Origin of the sequence: Lewinella cohaerens DSM 23179 (genome assembly GCF_000379805.1) — a bacterium.
Taxonomy (GTDB): domain Bacteria; phylum Bacteroidota; class Bacteroidia; order Chitinophagales; family Saprospiraceae; genus Lewinella; species Lewinella cohaerens.
This window is the reverse complement of record NZ_KB903541.1, coordinates 1-19,462: the sequence shown is the minus strand read 5'-3', so window position 1 is coordinate 19,462 and position 19,462 is coordinate 1. Positions and strand designations below refer to the sequence as shown.

Here is a 19,462-nt window from a genome sequence, read left to right as displayed (position 1 = left end):
CTTTCTCTTTTTGTCAAATCACGACCAAGGTTTTCTGAAATAATTCTCCGCCTATTACAATTTTTAAGTAATAGACACCAGGAGGTAAATTGGCTACTTGCATTTCTTCCACCAATAAACTGGTCTTTTGTTTTGGGTAGCGCCTTAGCGTATTCCCCAACACACTGACCAAGCTTACTTCGATTTCCTCAACGACAGGAAGCTCTATGCGTATGGTAGCTTTGTTTGATGTGGGGTTAGGGTAAACCGCGAGTACTGGCTGCAACTTTTCTTCGGCAACGGCGACAGTCGCATCCAAAACGACCCCACCTTCAGAGGCAATACAATCCAGCGCACCAGATCTTACCATAATCGTATATTCACCAACAGGTAAATTAGAAAAGATGTTACTCTCTTGCCAATCTAGCCCCCCGTTAATGCTAAAGTAGAGGTCATCCTCTCCGCTGGCCGTAATAGTAATACTACCATCTGTGGTCGTTCCGGTAGAGGGCTGGCTAACGTCGATATTATTAATAATCGGAAAAGCAGCTGGTGTAAGTTCTATCGGATTCTCTACAGCAGATTGTATGCAGCCGAAATTTTCATTACTGACCATCACTTCGTACGCACCTGCGGTAAGGTTTGAAAACGTTGCTGCTGTTGACCAGTTGGCTCCCCCATCAATGGAGTACAGTAAACTTTCTTCGCTGGTAGCAGCAATGGTTATTTCGCCAGGGGTACTAGCCGTACATCCAAGGAGTGCCACGCTTACATTCTGAATAACTGGTGGGGCCAATTCCTCTAGTGCTATATTTTCAATACTCGCATAACAGTCGTTTTCATTTTGGAAGACAATCGTATAAGTTCCGGCAAGCAAATTATCAAAAACAGGTGCTTCCTGGCTCGTCTCCCAATGATCGATACTATACAATAAATCCTCTCCCGCTAGAATAGTGATACTTCCTGAAGCTCCTCCACAAGACGTGCTTTCTATCTCTACATTTAAAACTTCAGGAGCCTCAGGAGCGGTAATTTCCACCTCAGCAAAGGTATCCTGAACGTCACATTCATTGCGGGTCACAATGTCATACCAACCAGCAGCAAGATCCTCAAACAGGGGCGTTTCCTGAAAGGTCATACCACCATCGATACTAAAGCTGATTGCTGATTCAGCAGCAAGGATATTAATAATACCGTTTCCTCCAGCACAGGTTGTACTCGGCGAAACGTCTACGCCCAAAATTTCGGGGAAGACATTGGTATCCGTCAACTCGATGTCGCTTTCGTACATCACTTCACAATTGCCTGCGCCATAGCTGACAGCCACTTGATAAACACCTGGGGCCACATCATTAAAGGCACCCTCCGTGTTCCAGGAGGCTCCATTGTTGATACTATAATGAAGAAGGTTCTCCCCACTCGCCTCCACTAAAATGCTACCACCCAAGCCATCACAATCTGGCTCCTGCCAGGTAACCTCCGTGATTTCAGGAACAGTAGGATCGGCAAGTACAACCTCCAGCGTGTCTCCTACCATGCATTCATTAAGCACCAAAACCGTATAAGTACCTGCTGTCAGGTCAACAAAAAGTGAGGTGGCTTGGAAATTTGCGCCGCCATCGATGCTATACATAAGTTCTCCAGAACCGGCCGCATCGACGCTGATGCTACCGTTATTTCCTCCACAAGAAGTGCTTTCTGCCTCCACATTTAGTAATTCAGGGCCATCGGTAGTGATGATTTCTACCGCTGGGGAAGTAGCCTCGGTGCCACACTCATTGCGGGTCATTATTTCATACCAACCAACCGAAAGGTTCTCAAACAAGGGCGTTTCCTGAAAGGTCATTCCGCCGTCGATACTGTAAGCTATAGCGGCCTCCGTAGCCAAGATATTAATAACGCCGTCTCCTTGTGCACAGGTCGTACTCGGAGAAACATCTACGCCCAAAATCTCGGGGAAGACATTCGTAATCGGCAACTCGATTTCGCTTTCGTACATCACCTCACAATTGCCTGCGCCATAGCTGACAGCCACTTGATAAACACCTGGGGCCACATCAGCAAAGGCACCCTCCGTATTCCAGGAGGCTCCATTGTTAATACTATAATGAAGTAGATTCTCCCCACTCGCCTCCACTAAAATGCTACCGTTCAAGCCATCACAATCCGGCTCTTGCCAACTAACCGCTGTAATTTCGGGAGGTGTTGGGTCGGAAAGCGCAACCTCCAGGGTATCTCCTACCATGCATTCATTAAGGGCCAAAATGGTATACGTACCAGCCGTTAGCTCAAGAAAAAGAGGAGCTGTCTGGAAACTTGCACCGCCATCAATGCTATACATAAGTTCTCCAGAGGCCGCTGCATCTACGCTGATGCTACCATCATTTCCTCCACAGGACGTGCTTTCTATCTCTACATTTAAAACTTCAGGGGCCTCAGGAGCGGTAATTTCCACCTCAGCAAAAGTATCCTGAACGTCACATTCATTGCGGGTCACAATGTCATACCAACCAGCAGCAAGATCCTCAAACAGGGGCGTTTCCTGAAAGGTTATACCACCATCGATACTAAAGCTGATTGCTGATTCGGCAGCAAGGATATTAATAATACCGTTTCCTCCAGCACAGGTTGTACTCGGCGAAACATCTACCTCCAAAATTTCAGGAAAAACATTGGTGAAATTTTCTGTTATGCTGATCGGATTTTGGGGATAGTTGTACTCCTCGCCTGTGACATCACGAAGTAAGATATTATATTCTCCTGCAGAGAGGTCATAAAAATCGCTTTCGACTTGCCAGTTCAATCCAGCATTTATACTGTATTCGTAGGCTCCTTCTCCTCCATTTGCAATAATGCTTAATGTTCCGTTAGGGGTGGTACAATCCGTCACGGCACCAGCATTGACCTCTACAATTGCAAGCGGAAATACAATACACTGGTCTATATTCACGGTAGGTGTAAAAATAGGTGGATTGTGGTCAAAATAAATTGCGGCGTGATTAGGGATTACCGTCTCGTCTGCAATATCCGCTTTGGGGTAAATAGAGAACTGCACAAAGCCATGGCTTTCGGCCTCATGGTTGGTGCTATCCAATAAATTGATATCTGCGAAAGCAAACATCAGTTGACTATCGCCCAATACCCGTAATGTATAATCGTGGCTACTAGGCCCCGGTTGGATGCTCCGCCTATCAAGGTACTCAGGTAGAGTATCCAGAATGACTACCTGAAAAGCGGTATCGTTACCTGTATTTTGGAAACGTATCGTATAATCGAGCTTATCAAGCGCTGTTTTCCAGCAACTTGCCGTATCTGCTGCTACCACTAGTTTATCGTTGGGATCAAAGGAATTAAGAATGGTACTACAATATTCATCCGTTGAGTGGCCTTGTTCCAGGGTGCAATTATTGGTGGGAAAGATAGCACTTCGAAAACAGGTCAGCGTGCCCAATTCCGCATCGCAGGCAACTGCTACCTGAACATTGAATCGGCCATACTCCATCACTCCTAACTCCCCCACTAAGAAGCGGTATGTTCCGTCTACTAGCTGCCAGGGAATATCGGCATCCATAAAGTTGAGTGTTTCATCAAAATCCAGGGTTATGTACACGCCTTCGGCAGCTTGGGTGCCACGATTACTGTATGCTATCGCTATGGTTTGTTCCTGGCAAACTCTTGCTCCTCCTAACACTCCTTCTATGGAAAGCAAAGGGCAAGGCTCCACCACGTGCAGCCCAAAATCAAGATTGTCTTCATCGTCATAAGTATCCTCCAAATGCAAATCGTGGGTAGTCGTCAGCGGGCAGCCAACACTCCACAGTGCGTTTGGGGGGTATAACTCAATGGTAAACTGCCCCGTATCTACCTGATAGTAGTACCAACCTTCCGCATTGGTATTCGCGAATTGCTCACCATTGTTCAATTCGGTGATTCCATTCGCTATAAGAATCTCACTGCTATCACGGATACAGTCCTGATCCGTGTCGAAATAAACCGTACCACTAAGACTGTTTATACAACTATTACCTAGTGAGTCAAATTCGATCAGAATCACTGCCCCTTGCTGGCGCCCTGACAAAATATAACCACCGTGATTACTGGGGACTAGCGAATTTCCGGCTCCGCTGACAAAGCCTCCAACCGCAGTACTTTCCCACAATATTTCTCCATAGGGGCTTACTTTCACGATACTGTTCCACCTGCCGATAATAAAATTACCATCACTTGCGGTAAGTATACTACGGCCACCTAATTGACCTATATTATAGGATTCCAGATATTCCCCTTCACCTGAAATTTTGTAGATCGCCGAAAAGTCAAAAGCATCATAACAACCTTCTGGAGACTTGTTGACAGCTACATAAAGGCTTCCATCTGCTTGTTCTTCAATATCCCAGCCATGACCAAGTGTGCAGAAATCAAAAGGCTCGGCAAGCTCCCATACTTGGGTCAACGTAGGGGTCGTCCTGACCGCTGTAAAGTAGGCTCCTGTTGGCCACGAAAAAGATTGAGGATAGGTAATACCTGTAAAAACGAAATCACCATTGGCCATAATGGTTACATTGTTTGCACTCGATCGGCCATAGTCGGGCTCTCCTCCCTGAAGGACATCCTGTACATACAATGATTTTGTACGCCACTGTTGTTGTTGGCCATTGGCGTCGGTCGTTAAAAAAACCATCTGCTCTTCATCGGAACTAGCACCTTCTCCGGTCCCGGAAATAACGAACCCGCCCCCCGGTAAAACCTCAACATCTGTGCCAGCATAAGCCCAGAAAGCATATTCGCCATAAGTCCTCCACCATTGCGTACTGCCATCTTCTCCGATTTTCACCAAAAGGATGCTTTGTGCTGAAGTAGCTATGTTTTCACTATCCGTAGAACCAACGATTACCGCACTACCATCAGGTAGAGTTCGTACCGCGCTTGCGCTTTCATCACCTGGCCAGACCAAAGTCGTCGACCAAATTTCATTACCGAAATCATCCGCTTTGATGATATGGATATTTTTGCCAGATCCAGCAGCGCTATTGTTTATTTCACCAACAATCAGGTAATTATCGTCTATTGTTCGATCAACATGAAAATCTCCAGTGTAGTTATCACCAGGAAAATAAAACAGTGTTGGCTCACAATTTTGGCTGGTCAAAAAAGAGGAGCTGAAGAGGAAAACAAAAACCAGCATGGGCATCATTGGAGAAAAGAATCGCATAATAACGTTTTTAGGTCTGGGATAGGTTAAACTTCCCCTCGTGAAATCCAATCATTAAAAAAGAAAACACGTAATCTAACAGGCTATAGGATATGCAGCTGCCTCAGAAATAGCTCCCGAAAAGCTGAAGTTTACACTAAATATAGCAAAAAATAAATTTTAGATGCCTGATAATCAATTACCTTGCTTAAAATTCATCACCTTTTTGATTATCACTCATGCTCGGATTACGCACCACCATCTACCAAGTACCGGATTTAGCAGCAGCAAAAACATGGTATACCCAAGCCTTTACCACAGCTCCTTATTTCGATGAGCCTTTCTATGTCGGTTTCAATATTGGTGGTTTTGAATTGGGTTTATTGCCTGCCGAAAAGGCTACTACGGGCCAGCCCGACAATGTGCTCTCCTACTGGGGAGTGGAAGACATTGAAACTGTTTACCAACATTTAATAAGCCTCGGAGCGACCACTCACGAAGCCCCCCATAGCGTCGGTGGGCCGCTTTTAGTGGCTACCGTTCGTGACCCTTGGGACAATATTATTGGTCTCATTTACAATCCTACATTTCCCAATACCATTACCGAAAAGATGAGTCACCCCTGATTTGTGTATGAGCTTTACACAGATCACCCCTTATCTATGTATTATTTTGCGAAAATCACCCCTTATTTGTGTATTTTTACGAAATAATTTAATTATTTCAGCGATGCCACGAAGTAGAAAAGCACTTGACCATTTGAGAAATTGGGCCACACAGCCTAGTCGTAAGCCGCTTATTATCAGGGGTGCAAGGCAAGTAGGTAAATCTACTTTAGTCAGAATGCTAGGCCAAGAATTTTCTACTTTTATTGAATTGAATGTAGAAAAGCCAGAAATCCAAGCGCTATTTACTCGATTTTCTTCCGTAGAACAGCTCTTCCAAGCTATTTTATTAAAGTATAATATTACGCAGACAGGAGACCGCTTGTTATTGTTGCGCACTATGCTGATCATAAACAAATCGCTCAGCTCTCTCCTTTGTATAATAGTTTATGGCAAGCTTTTGTAGATGATATTGAAAAATACGGAGACACCACTAAACAAAGGCAAGTTCTTCGCCACGTCATTAGAACAGCACCACTTGAACAAGACCGAATTAAGTTTGCTGGGTTCGGGCAATCCAACTATCAATCAAGAGAAGTTGGTCAAGCATTGCGCACCCTCAACCTAGCAAGGGTATTGCATCTCATTTATCCCATTACCCAAACTCAACTACCGATTGCCAGTGATTTCAAAAAACGCCCTCGGTTACAAATTTTAGACACAGGTCTACTCAATCATATCTTAGGCATTCAACAAGCGTTGATAGGGATCGAGGATTTACATCAACTTTATAGGGGCCGAATTATTCATCATCTTCTTACCCAAGAGTTGTATAACCTTTACCCCTATGAAAATTACACTCCTCATTTTTGGGTTCGCGAAAACAGCAATGCCAATGCAGAGGTAGATTTAATTTATGTCCATCGTCAGCATATCATCCCTGTAGAAGTCAAATCAGGGCCTGAAGGTCGATTAAAATCGCTTCATCAATTCATCCAGCGTGCCCCCCACCCTTACGCAGTAAGGTTTTTAAAAAACAAGGTTTCTATTGAGTCTTATACCACTCCTGATGGTAAGCAGTATTACCTCATGAATTTACCCTATTTTCTTATGGGTAAAATTGATGCTTACATGGATTATCTAAAAAGTGAACACACTTAAAAAGTGAGTATTCTTCCTCTCCCCCCGTCCACCAACTACCGCCATCACTTCCTCATTGCGATCCTGCTGGGTGCCTGGCTTTATCTCTTTCTGGCCATTATCGGCCCTTTTGATGCGGTAGAGCTCAGCTTAAAAATCAGGATACAGCTCATGATTGGCTACGGATTCGTTACGGTTTTCTCTTACCTGGTTTGTATCCCCGTTCAAAATGGGCTGTATCGACAATTAGGGTACTGGAATGGATTATTGGAGATAACCATCATCCTGCTTTTTTCCATTATTTGCCTACCAACATCCTATCGCTATTACATCACAGATTGGGTTAATGGTGATTACGGCTTCCCTCGTTTTGTATTAGAAATATATATCCCTACACTCATTATTTTGTTACCCTTACTGGTCCTTTCCCGCAGGTTTGCCGCACGAAAATCAGTAGCATCCTCCGCACCGATACCACCTACTATTCTCACCAAATCGGATTGGATACAACTTAGTGGCACCAATAAGTTAGACATTTTGCGGCTTCGTCCCGATCAGCTCATCGCCCTCTCGGCTGCCAACAACTATGTCACCGTCTATTACCTCGAAGAGGGTTCCCTACGAAAAAAGTTACTGCGCAGCACCCTCACCAAAATGCAAGAAGAAGTGCCTTTGCTTTTGCGGGTACATCGCTCTCATTTGATCAATCCACATCATTTTCTGGAGTGGAAAGGAACCTCAACGGCGGTTTTAACCCAGCTAGAAATTCCTGTAACCCAAGCTTATAAAAAAGACTTGCTCGATCGGCTTCAATTTCGTCCCTAACAGGGGGCAATTCACCACAAACGCTCCTAATTCGCTTGATTTCCAGCATCCTACGCAATAGTTTTGTGTGAAACAAAAATCACCAAATCAATACTCCCCGATGAAATTCACCACCACTTCCCTCTTTCTTTTTCTTGCTATCTACAGCCTTTTCGCCCAAGACGCTCCTACTGCCGACGAGCTCCTTGCCAATGCTATCGCAGCTCAACAATTCGCCGGCATCAACGCAGGAGTTGCCGTTGGTGATGAGGTTACCTGGCTTGGGGCAGCCGGCTATTGCAGCGAAGACCGGCAGACACCTTGCAATATTGATACCCGCCAACGTATCGCTTCTATTTCCAAAACCTTCACCGCAGTTGCGGCTTTACAATTACAGGAAAAAGGCCTGCTTGATCTCGATCTCCCAATTGCGCATTACCTTCCTGATTACCCTGCTTTTGCAGCACAGAAAATAACGGCCCGCCAGCTTCTCCACCATACTGCCGGCATCGGCGGTTACCTATCCGGCAAAGAAGCCGAAACCACACAGGAATATGCTACCCTCGCCGAGGCGATTACGATCTTTCAAGATAGGGAGTTACTTTTCGAGCCCGGCACCCAATACCAGTACTCCACCTATGGCTATGTGCTATTGGGGCGAGTTATTGAAGTGGCCAGTGGCCAGTCTTTCAATGATTATATCCAGTTAAATATTTTCGACAAAGCAGGCATGACCCAAAGTGGTATAGATATATTTGAGCAGGAATATCAGAATAAATCGGCCTTCTTTTACCGTAATAGAAAGGGGAAAATCAAAAATGCCGATGCCAATAACCTCAGCAATCGCGTTCCTGGCGGCGGCATTTATTCCAATCCAAATGATATGCTAAAGTTTGGCCAAGCACTCCTCAACGGCACCTTGCTCCAAGACAGCTCCCTCGCCCTGATGCAAACCTACCCCGATGTTGACCGTGGCCGAAACAATCCCTACGGCATGGGGCTCTTCCTCTATGGCGACAACCCAATGGTAGGCCCTGTTATCGGCCATAGTGGCGAACAAACCGGCGCTGCTGCACAAATGATGCTCTTTCCCGAAAATAAAGCCGTCATCATCGTCTTGTCCAATACTGCCCTTGCCTGGCGAGATGCTTTTCAGCTTTCGGTGAGTTTGTTTCCGCTGGTGGCGAAGTAGGTGGAAGGGTGTAAAAGTGTAAGGGTGTAAAAGTGTAAGAGTTGGGTAGACCTTTTAGCTGACAAATCCCTGACGTGTTTTTTTGAGCAATACGGCGTTTAAACAGTCTCCTCAAATTGAGAAAACCTAACTTTTACACCCTTACACCTACCCAACTTTTACACCGTTTAAATCTCCTCCCAAGCCGCCTTCAGCACCCGCTCTACCCCGCTGCCTTTGTATTCCGGTGCACCGGGTATCATGGTTGTCTTTTCCAACAATTGCTCCAGGGTATCGCCTCGGCGTTTGGCTTTCTTCACATAGCGCAATGACATTTTCAGAAAGTGTGCCATCGCTTTCAAGTCTGCCGAAGTGCCTGTTACGGGGTAACCCTCACCGCTGTGGCCAAATACGTAGAAGGTGTCTCTATCGAAGGTGCGACGAGCCTGCCGCAGTACTTCAATCCAGTTGCCGATGTCCGCGCCGGCAGTTTTATCGACATAAGGGAAGCGGCGATTAAACATCAGGTCACCGGTATGTACCACATTGGCTTCTTCAAAATGCACCATCGAGTCGCCATCCGTATGGCCGGGGCCAAAATAATGGAGGCTCACCGTTTCATCACCTACCCGCTGCGACCATTTATCGGTGTAGGTAGTGCCTGGCAGCAAGGTTTCCGCCAGTTGATCGCGTTCTTTAGCTACGCGCTCCTGATTGGCCAGCGAGTTGGCATGAGCTACGTGGGTGTTCACCATTCCTTTAAAGGCAATATTCCCGGCGGTATGATCGCCGTGGTGGTGGGTGTTCACAAGCAAGTCCAGCGGCTTGGCATTGGTTTCCTTCATCAGGGCCAGTAAGTTGCCCGCTTGATCTGGAAACTGGGTGTCTACCACCACGCTGTGTTCGGGGGTCAGTAGGGTCACGATGGTTCCACCGCGCTCCGTGTAAAAGCTGATATTACGCCGAATCGTCGTCAGGTTACCAGCTGGTGGTAGTAAGAAGTTACGAAGCCATGCTTGTTGTGGCATCAGGGTAGCTCCAGCCAGTAGGGCCGAAGATTGAAGGAAGGATCTGCGTTTCATACTAGAAGATGTTTGATTATAAAAATACGGTATTGGGCATAAGGTTCACTCAAGGGTGATTCGGTTTTGGTTTTTGAAAAGGAAAAGCCCTGTCAAAGCTTTAAATCTTGGGGCCATGCCGGTAGTGCCGTTGCCTTGCAAACGGCACTACGGCACCAGGTTGTTCGCTCTCATGCAGTGCTGCGCATTGCATACCGCTGCCACCCTTTGTCCTGCTCCTCCGTCCGCCGGGCTCCGGCCTCACGGCCTGCGCAGCTATTGCTATTCTACTTAGTAGGTTTCGTTAAAGACAAATTCATAAATTTGCCTTAGGTGTCTTTGGTGGTTCAAGAAAGCACATAATTCGTAGATTAGCACAATGAAAACAATTACTGCCTCTTCTGATACCGGCGGCCTGTGGGTCAGGATGATTACCAAACTCCTCAGCTATTGGATTGGTGGATACTGGTTTATAGTTGTCACCAACTTCTTAAATACGTCCACGGTCTTTTTTATGATCCAGTTTCTTTCTGCATTAGCGATCGTCGGCTACTATAGTTATGTGGTACTCAAAGACCATCCGCTCAAGTGGAGTAAAGAAGTCACCTTTGATTTTGACCGACAGTTGATCACCATCACGAAAGATAACCATCGCCGCAATGCCGATGACATCCTTGACGAGCACGCCAAAACCATTGCTTTCGCTGAGATCGAACACCTCAAGGCAGCGCAATATGACAGCTTTTTATTCAGCGCTTATTTCCGTATATCGGTCGTCACCAACGGACAAGAAGAAAAACTCTTGGCCCTCAAAACACCTATTCTTTACAACGATATTCTTGGACAAATGAAGAAGGCGGGGGTTTCGGTAGGTTGAGCATACATCATCAACGGTCAAATTCGTGAATTTGACCTGTACGGGGCGGGGCATCATGCAGGCAAATTCGTGAATTTGACCTGGGCTACACTGTCAAATTCGTGAATTTGACCTATAGAAACCGCTCTTTCCATTCTGGACGGGGCATCATGCAGCTATCCTGTTTGCCAAACCAGCGGTAGCGATTGGCTGCTACCCAGCGATAGATGGCATCGCGCCAGCTGCGGGGCACATACTTGAAAATGCTCACCCAGCCCCAAAAACCTGCCAAGCGGGGAGCTACCCGCAGCGGAACGTCTGAATGGGTATAAGCCTGCCCGTTTTCAATCAGCACGACCGTATCCATCCCCTCCGGATCAAGGTTATGCGCTACCAATAAAGCACGCCCCTCCTCCGATTGTAGACTCGCAAACTGGAAGATACCCTCCGGGTCGCGCGTCAGCATAAACTGTACAAAGCCATTGCAGAGGTTACAAACACCATCAAAAAGTAAAATGGGATGTGAATGAGGCATGGTTATCCGTTTTATTTTCGGGCTGTTCCTTACAAGGTAACGCTAAAACACGAGACACAGTTGGCCTAGCGATGTGAAGTAGTGCCTCCGCAGGGTGCAGACCCCAGCCCTCGCTGGGGGCCGAGCGAATAGCGAGCTACGCAACGTAGCGCCCGAAGGGAGGCTCCCTAAATATGATAAAAGCTACCTATCAAAAAAGAATAATTTTTTCAACATCCGTAAACTCAGCAGTTTGTATCTGCAAAAAATATGCCCCTAAAGGAAGGTTGGAGGTATCAAGTTGGAATTGATGCTCCCCCGAGTTTATAACTTCTTGACGTAAAACAGTTGTTTCCTTACCCTCTTGGCTAACTAATTGAATAATAACGAGGTCCTTTTGCTGGGTAGTAAAAGAAACTTCTGTCCATCCATAAGCAGGATTTGGGTAGACATTCAGAATTTCAAGATGCTGTTGGGGAAGCAGGTCTTGCTGAGCAGTTACGTTTTTAAACGCAAAGTCGGAAACGACCGGAAGGTGATCAGAAGCTATCACGGCATCATCCGAGAAGAGATTAAACGCATCGAGGCTGTCTTGTGACAAACCCGGCGTGAATAAAGCATAATTATTTTGGAGCATTAGATTTGAACCACTGTAAATGATGTAATCTAATCGCCCAGGACTAAAGCTACTTCCTGCTCGATACCAGGTATAAGAAAAAGGTACGCCCGTTGTATAAGGATGGCTATCCAACAGGTCATTACCATCCCAATCTGGGGTGAAGTCTGGCCCGTAAGAAGACTCATCGGCAATGTCTCCGGATAGCAATGTCTCTAACTGGCGGTTGTCGCCCACAAAGTTCATGTCTCCGAGGATAATAATCGGCGCATCTGCTGCTATCGGAATTGGCCCATTACCGGCCTTGGCCTCTCTCAAAAACGCCATCATCAGGTCTACTTCGATCTGTCTCCCGGAATCGTTTGTACAGCATGGTGGATGCGCAACAATCAAGAGCAAATCTGCCGCTACCCCTGGTAGATCTATCAAAAAGGCGCCGTTACCTGCATTTTGGTTGTAACCGGGAATCAGGGCACTTGCCAGTATGGGATACCTGCTTATTGCATGGCAATCCGGCCCTTCCTTGGCATGATACCATTGCTGGCCCGCAGCGGAAGGCAGTATTGATTCCATTTGATTCGCGACTTGTGCCGAGGAGTAATCATAGATTTCCTGGAATCCGATAATATCTGGTTGGGTCGCCTGAAATATCCGGGTAAAGGCAGGAATCCTACTTTGGTCAAAAAGACCATCAGACAAGGCGTTGTAAGAGATTATTCTAAGGTCAGCTTCCTGGGGCTTTTGGATAGAATAAGCTGGAAGTGGCGCTAAGTCTGTTGTTGAAAAAGTATACGCCACTTCTTCATTCACAGCAGGTAGTACATCTCCGTTTGGAATATCGTCTTTGAAAACGATTTTCAAGTTATCGCTTTGAAATACGGGGCTTCCTGAAATGGTGACATTCTTGTTGATGGCCATCTCAAACCGGTCAGACGTAACCGTAGGGGCAGTCACCAAACCGATGTCGATGTGAGCAACTTCAAATACACTCCCCGACTGATAAAAAATACCACCACGGTTGCCAAAATTATAAACCAGATCAGCACCAATTCCACTGATAGAAAACCCTGTGCTCGTATTATCATCTGTATCAAGATAAACAGTAATGTTGTTCAAATCTTGAAGGTTGATTTCAGCACCGATTTCTAATAAGAAAAAGAGGAATTCATCGTCATTATGAATTTTCAATTGTAGAAAATCGATTCCCAGAAAACCTCCATCACCTGTAGCATCGGCGTATACCACCGGATGTTCCTCCCATTCATCGAACAGTCCATCAACAAGAATTCTGCTTTGTGAAAAACTCACAATAGACGAGAAAAGGAGGGAGAGGGCAACAAGATATTTCATTCGGAATGGTTTTGTCAGCTGATGTAAAGCGACGCAAAAGTAAGGTGCTTACTTCTAATTCTCGGCTGGAGCTTCGGCAAAATGCCGAAAGCGTCGCTAAGCCGCCATCCCGTGAACAAACACTTCAACAAATGCCCTCATCTTTTCCAGAATTCGCTGCCCTATCTCTCGTGCTTTTAGGATGCTTGGTCGGTTATCCAGACACTTAAATACGTCATCTCTGATGGGTTCCTGGCCACTGAAAATATACGCATCTATGAGTGCTTTAAACTGTGCGTGATCCAGGTTTTCCTCTTCACAAAGCTTGCCTAATGCCAATACTTTTTCATCTTGCCAATACTGCTCAAAGGCATCGTCGATGGCATCCACATCATCAATGTGAGGCAAATTCTCTTCTATGAATTTTTCAATCAATTCTCGCTTACTTCGCAGCATCACATCGCCGCCCAGTAAATCCATGATGGCTTTTTTCTGTGCCTGAGCTTCCGTAGACTTGGCTTCTTTAAGCTTGGCCAATAATTTGAGGATGTAGGCGACATTGATGACGTCGCGGTGGATCAGCTCCAGTTCAAAATCAATGTCATCAAGGATGGAGGTCTTCTGTTTGGCCCGGTCTTGTTTGATGCGATCATAAAGGTCCAAATATTTGCTCTTGTAATCCTCGTATTCCTGTTCCTCAATGGCAACATCTTCCCAATCAAAATCGGCGTAGGACTGCAATACATTCATACCACGCATCAGCCTCCTAAAGGCTTGTACAAACAGTGCATCTTCTTCCTCACTCGGGAAATCATCGACACTTTGGTAGGTCGGTGCGATGACTCTCAGGTCTTTAAGCGCCTCGTCCACCTTTTTGGCAATATCCTCGTAGGGTGGCATCAGNACCGTTTCGATGGCGGCTTTATTTGAAAATAAAGTGATCGCATCATCGGTTGCCTTTTTGAGGTTTCTAAACGACAGGATATTCCCCTGTGATTTTTGCTCTCCCAGTATCCTGTTGGTACGCGAAAAGGCTTGTATCAGACCGTGCTGCTTCAAATTCTTGTCTACATATAAGGTGTTTACCTTTTTGGCATCAAAACCAGTGAGTAGCATATTTACCACCAACACAATGTCTAAGCGATCCTTTACAAAGCCTAATCGGTCTTTCTGATCATTAAAAACCTCCTTTTCCCGTTCCTTCAGGCGCTTGCTGATGTCTTTGAAGTAATTCTCAAATTGCTTGGCGTCTTTGGTCGAGAAGCTGGTGTTGTACATGGCGTTGTAATCACCAATAAAGCCTTCCAGTTTATCGCGGGTATGGCTGGAGAGGTAGCTTACTTTTGCTTCGGCGGCCATGGGGAGTTCTTCGCTGGGCAGATAGTCTTGCGCGTCCTCATCGTCTTCGTTGGTGCCGTAAGTAAAGATGGTAGCGATGCGTAAATCATGCTTTCCTTCTTCCTTCTTTTTTTGAAACAGCTCGTAATACTTGATCACATTGCTGATGCTGCTTACCGCAAACAGGGCCGAATAATTTTTGTTAAACGTCTTCTGGTCGTGGTAGGCAATGATATAATCGACGATTTTCTCCAACCTTTTGGGGGAATCAAAAACTTCTTTTTTGTCAATGGCTTCCACTTCTATATCAATAAAAGTATTGCGCTTGTTTTTGTACTTGCCTACGTATTCTATCCCAAATTTGAGGACGTTCTCATCTCTGATGGCATCCGTAATGACATATTTATGCAGGCAGTCACCAAACAGGTCTTTGGTGGTGCGTTTTCCTAAATCGTTCTTGGAGGCATTGTCTGCAAATATGGGCGTGCCGGTAAACCCAAAGAGCTGGCTGCTGCCAAAAAACTCGGTAATGCGGCCATGCGTTTCGCCAAACTGACTGCGGTGGCACTCATCAAAAATGAAAACCATCTTCTTGTCCTGCAAGTGCGTCAGGCGATTTTCATAATGCGCTTTAGAGATCGCATTGTTTAATTTCTGGATGGTCGTCAATACCAGCTTGGTATCATCGGTCAATTGTTTGACCAACGAACGCGTATTATCCGTTACATCTACGCTGTCTTCTTTGAAGGCATTAAACTCCTTCATCGTTTGGTAATCCAGGTCTTTGCGGTCGACCACAAAGACGACTTTATGCACGCCGGGTAAATCCATGAGCACCTGGCTGGCCTTAAACGAGGTCAGGGTTTTGCCCGAGCCGGTGGTGTGCCATATATAGCCATTGTCATCGGAGGTGGCTACTTGCTGGATGATGGCCTCTGCGGCATAGTATTGGTAAGGGCGCAAGATCATCATGATTTTGTGCGCTTCGTTCATCACCACATACTGCGCGATCATTTTGCCCAGATGGTCGGGGTTCAAAAAGGCGGCGGCAAAGGGGGTAAGGTCTCTAATATTTTTGTTGTGGCGATCTGCCCAATAGAAGGTTTGCTTAACGGATTGCAGCTTGTTATTGGCCAGGTACTTGGTATTGACGCCATTGCTAATCACAAACAATTGCACGTACTGAAACAAGCCATGATTGCTCCAAAAAGAATGCCGCTGGTAGCGGTTGATCTGATTAAAAGCTTCTTTTATTTCCAGGCCTCGCCGTTTCAGCTCTATCTGCACCAGTGGCAAGCCATTGACCAACAAGGTAACGTCATACCGATTCAAATAAGCACCCGTTTGCTGCACTTGGCTGGTGACCTGGTAGCGGTTGTTCTTCCAGTTTTCTGAATCGTAAAAACGGACGTACACCACTTCGCCATCTTCGCGGGTAAAGCTGAAGCGGTCTCGCAGCGTTTTGGCTTTCTCAAACACATTGCCTTTTGCCAGATGGTTGAGGATGGCATCAAAGGCTTTGTCGGAATAAGTGGTTTTATTGAACGCTTCCAGCTGGGCCTTTAAATTAGCTACCAGCGCATCACCATCACGTACTTTTACCGCTGCGTAGCCCAGGCCAATGAGTTGTTGGATGAGGTGGTGTTCGAGAAGGGCTTCTGGTTGGTGGCTCATTTTTTACAAAAAAATGGATTTATAATTTTGTTCTATCTCAACTATTTCTTGGTCACTAAGTAACACAAATTCTTTTTCACGTGCACGTTTTGAAAGTTTACCTTCATTTTGATCCAGAAAACGTAGCAATAGTGCTACCATTTTATCTGGCATTTCAAATTCATCATCTAAATACCTTTTAAACTCATCGTAGTTTGTCAGGTAGATTATTTCGTTCGGGATAATAGTTTCAATAGTGTCCTGTACACAATCATACAAGAATTCCGCTTGTCTTGTTGCATCAAAAAATCTATAATAGTCTAAGGTATCATTTAATACTTTAACATTATGGTCGGGCGTCTCTTCCCATTCAATAAAATCTAATAATGGATGTGAATAAGCCTCCAAAACATCACGGTAATCGTCCAGGTGATCCAGAATTGATGAAGACACCGGGAATATCATTCCTTGTTGTGAAAATTTCTTTTTAGCGAGTACATGATGGATTAAGTACCGATGTATTCGCCCATTCCCATCTTCAAATGGGTGTATAAACACAAAACCAAAAGCAATCATTGTAGCCATTAGGACTGCATCAAGCTTACTATTCAGCAGCTTATCATTGGTGGCCAGTAAGCCGCTAACCAATTGATCCAGGTCTTCCCATTTTGCGGATATATGGTCGGGTAAAGGTTCTCCTGATGACCGATCATGCTCGCCAACAAAGCCTCCTTTTTTACGAAACCCCATCTCAACAAATCGGTCATTTTCGATCACCGTTTGCTGTAAACGCACCAATTCTTCTTTCGACAAAACTTTAGAACCCGCTTGCCCTATTGCCTGGCCCCATCGCGCGGCACGTTTATTTTTTGGGTTTTCTCCTTCAATCGTAAAGGAAGCCTTAGAATCTTTCAACAAGAGAAATGCAGACGCCCGCTGTAATATGTCTTTCCGCAATCCTTTTAAGTAGGATTCTTTTTGCTCAGCATAATTGTCGTGGATGTATTTTTCTAATTTTTGCGTTTTTTTGATGAGTGGACAAAAATCGCTCGTGCCGGGTAAGTTATTGATTACCAAATGGCGGCTTGACTTTTTACCCTCGACAGCGTATTGAAGCTTTTCGTCAATGACTGGAATGTAACTTCTCCTCGTGAGCTTCTTTTTGCCTAAAAGCGCTTTGCCTAAAATCCATTCTACTAAAAACCATATTCTTCGTGAATACTGCCCCTCAGGCTCAATACTTACCAAGTCCGTTAATTCTTGCTCATCATAATGCTTTGCCAATTGGCTAAACACCAGAAGGTTTACACCTTCGTATTTCAGCGAAAATACTAATTGGCTATACAATGCCTCTATTTCCGTTTTCCCTAAGTGGTCTTCCGGCAAGTATTTATCTGAAAACACGCTCCATTGATCCGTTTTATACTTTTTATTTCGACTACAGACCATCGAGATTTGATCAGGAATCGGAATTCGAAATTCGAGCTTACTAATAATGGAAGCATATCCGACTACATGCCCTTCCTCTGGAAGGGTTCTCCCAAAAAAAACGGGCGCAGATTGAGAAAAATGAGCGGTATTCATGTCTTTATAATAATTCTACGCGCAACTTACAAGAAAAACAGGTGCAACGCAATAAAAACACGCGTATTTTGAGTCTTTTTAATAAAAATACGCGCATCTCACTCACACAAATAGCTGCTGCAACAGCCCTTTTTTAAAGGTTTGGCTTTGGCTGATCTGCTGATTGACACGCTCTATCTTGGTGTCGATGCTGGAGAGGAAGGTGGCTATTTTTTGTTGTTCGGGGAGGGAAGGGACGTTAATTTTAATTTTTTCAATAGTTGATTTAGATAAACTTGGAACTCCTGACGCTTCATTAAATAGTTTCCAGTTTATAGTTTGAAATATTAAATAGATAAAAAAAGGAAAAACTCTTTTGAATGAATGTGTATAGAAAAGCGTATCCACAGTCCAAAATTTTCCACTTAAAAACACAGGTTTATCAATAGTTCCTTTCCTTCCAATCCCAACACTTTCACCATCGAATAGGTACTCGTCTACAGACGTCATATATCCACCAGTACCATAAACGGGAATATCTCCTACTTTAAGATGTTTATAATCTTTACCACTACCAATAGTTAAAACCTCCCCCAGCCGCTTCTCCTCCCAATCCGGATACGCCTCCCCATTTTCATTTTTAAAGCGCAATTCCCCGGAAAAGAGTTGTTGCATCACTCCTTTTTTGTATTGTTCCAGTAATGCGGCCTTTTTGGTGAGCTGCTGTATTTTTTTATCTACTGCGGATAGGAAGGCGGCTATTTTTTGTTGTTCGGGGAATTTAGGCATGGTAATTTTTAGTTTGTAAAAATCACCATGGTTTAAATCTGGTATTGTTGATGTTCCCGCGAGGGTTAGGATTTTGTGCTGGGTTGTATATGAAGTCAAAAAATAATACAAATACCATTTCTCACAAGAGTCATCAAATTTTATCTTGAAGAAGTTATTATGAAAAGCCCCATGCACTCCAGTAACAACCTGTCCCGTATTGCCTGTTCTAGTCATCAATATATCCTCTTCGGAACAAATTACCGAATCACTTGGATTCTTGATGAAATAACTTTTCTTAGAACCTTTTCTTAAAAACTCATTTGTTATATAAAAATAACTTCCTTTAACTTGCTCACCATATCTTTCTGAAATTGGAATTTGTAATCCTTGATTTATTTTTGTGAAATCTTTGAGGATTCTTTGAGAATAATCCCCCTCAAACTCTTTGAATCGTAATTGGGGGGTGCGTTTTTTTTCTTTTGTCTGTGGCATGATTTTCAGGATTTAGGGGTGGTAGGGTTTGTTGTTGTCTGTATTAGGATTTGCAAAATTGTCGGAATCACGGATTTGCACGGATTTTTGGATTCCTCGGATTTTTTTGGGGCATAACACTAACCTTTTGAAGGTTAGTGGTTTGGTTATGTCTCTGTATTTTAGTTTGCTCATCATCTGTGTCATCGTGTAATCTGTGTAATCTCGTAATCCGTATAATCCGTGATTCAGACAACTGTGTAATCCATCATTGTCGGAATCACGGATTTACACGGATTTTTGGATTCCTCGGATTTCTTGGGGGCATAGCACTAACCTTTTGAAGGTTAGTGGTTTGGTTATGTCTCTGTATTTCAGTTTGCTCATCATCTGTGTCATC

General features: G+C 44.7%; 13 protein-coding genes. 6 read left to right on the top strand and 7 right to left on the bottom strand.

Features of this window, described 5'->3' with window-relative positions:
• Nucleotides 1-13: 13 nt before the first annotated feature.
• Nucleotides 14-5,191, bottom strand: a complete 5,178-nt coding sequence (locus A3EU_RS0110635; RefSeq protein ID WP_026211331.1) for a T9SS type A sorting domain-containing protein — start codon at nucleotides 5,189-5,191, stop codon at nucleotides 14-16.
• 218 nt (nucleotides 5,192-5,409) lie between these two features.
• Between A3EU_RS0110635 and A3EU_RS0110630 the strand changes: the two genes are divergently transcribed.
• The 5 genes from A3EU_RS0110630 to A3EU_RS0110610 all read left to right on the top strand — a co-directional run bounded on the left by A3EU_RS0110630 (nucleotide 5,410) and on the right by A3EU_RS0110610 (nucleotide 8,911).
• Nucleotides 5,410-5,796, top strand: a complete 387-nt coding sequence (locus A3EU_RS0110630; protein ID WP_020536142.1) for a VOC family protein — start codon at nucleotides 5,410-5,412, stop codon at nucleotides 5,794-5,796.
• Between the two features lie 7 nt (nucleotides 5,797-5,803).
• Nucleotides 5,804-6,241 carry an AAA family ATPase gene (locus A3EU_RS35495; RefSeq protein WP_083937363.1) on the top strand — a complete coding sequence of 146 codons (438 nt, stop codon included), beginning with the start codon at nucleotides 5,804-5,806 and terminating at the stop codon, nucleotides 6,239-6,241.
• Complete coding sequence (locus A3EU_RS30045) at nucleotides 6,211-6,936, top strand: DUF4143 domain-containing protein (RefSeq protein WP_020536140.1); 726 nt, start codon at nucleotides 6,211-6,213, stop codon at nucleotides 6,934-6,936. The genes A3EU_RS35495 and A3EU_RS30045 overlap by 31 nt, the downstream gene beginning before the upstream one ends.
• 3 nt (nucleotides 6,937-6,939) lie before the next feature.
• On the top strand, nucleotides 6,940-7,740 hold the full coding sequence (locus A3EU_RS0110615) for a LytTR family DNA-binding domain-containing protein (RefSeq protein WP_020536139.1): 801 nt from the start codon (nucleotides 6,940-6,942) through the stop codon (nucleotides 7,738-7,740).
• A gap of 100 nt (nucleotides 7,741-7,840) precedes the next feature.
• Complete coding sequence (locus tag A3EU_RS0110610; protein ID WP_020536138.1) at nucleotides 7,841-8,911, top strand: serine hydrolase domain-containing protein; 1,071 nt, start codon at nucleotides 7,841-7,843, stop codon at nucleotides 8,909-8,911.
• A gap of 167 nt (nucleotides 8,912-9,078) precedes the next feature.
• On the opposite strand, the gene A3EU_RS0110605 is transcribed toward A3EU_RS0110610, so the two are convergent.
• Entirely contained in the window at nucleotides 9,079-9,972 is an 894-nt protein-coding gene (locus tag A3EU_RS0110605) for an MBL fold metallo-hydrolase (protein ID WP_020536137.1), read from the bottom strand.
• A gap of 358 nt (nucleotides 9,973-10,330) precedes the next feature.
• Here A3EU_RS0110605 and A3EU_RS0110600 point away from each other — a divergent pair, with 358 nt between their 5' ends.
• The gene (locus A3EU_RS0110600) at nucleotides 10,331-10,828 is read left to right on the top strand and encodes a hypothetical protein (protein WP_020536136.1); all 498 of its coding nucleotides are present in this window, start codon (nucleotides 10,331-10,333) and stop codon (nucleotides 10,826-10,828) included.
• A 112-nt stretch (nucleotides 10,829-10,940) separates the two neighbouring features.
• On the opposite strand, the gene A3EU_RS0110595 is transcribed toward A3EU_RS0110600, so the two are convergent.
• The 5 genes from A3EU_RS0110595 to A3EU_RS0110575 all read right to left on the bottom strand — a co-directional run bounded on the left by A3EU_RS0110595 (nucleotide 10,941) and on the right by A3EU_RS0110575 (nucleotide 19,083).
• Entirely contained in the window at nucleotides 10,941-11,342 is a 402-nt protein-coding gene (locus A3EU_RS0110595) for a thiol-disulfide oxidoreductase DCC family protein (RefSeq protein WP_020536135.1), read from the bottom strand.
• Between the two features lie 190 nt (nucleotides 11,343-11,532).
• Nucleotides 11,533-13,287, bottom strand: coding sequence for an endonuclease/exonuclease/phosphatase family protein (locus A3EU_RS30040; RefSeq protein ID WP_020536134.1), 1,755 nt, complete (start codon nucleotides 13,285-13,287; stop codon nucleotides 11,533-11,535).
• A gap of 96 nt (nucleotides 13,288-13,383) precedes the next feature.
• Entirely contained in the window at nucleotides 13,384-16,278 is a 2,895-nt protein-coding gene (locus A3EU_RS0110585; protein ID WP_020536133.1) for a type I restriction endonuclease subunit R, read from the bottom strand.
• Nucleotides 16,279-16,281: 3 nt separating this feature from the next.
• Nucleotides 16,282-17,841: a Fic family protein gene (locus A3EU_RS0110580; protein WP_020536132.1), complete on the bottom strand. Its 1,560-nt coding sequence runs from the start codon at nucleotides 17,839-17,841 to the stop codon at nucleotides 16,282-16,284.
• A gap of 102 nt (nucleotides 17,842-17,943) precedes the next feature.
• Nucleotides 17,944-19,083, bottom strand: a complete 1,140-nt coding sequence (locus A3EU_RS0110575; RefSeq protein WP_020536131.1) for a restriction endonuclease subunit S — start codon at nucleotides 19,081-19,083, stop codon at nucleotides 17,944-17,946.
• Between the last annotated feature and the right edge of the window lie 379 nt (nucleotides 19,084-19,462).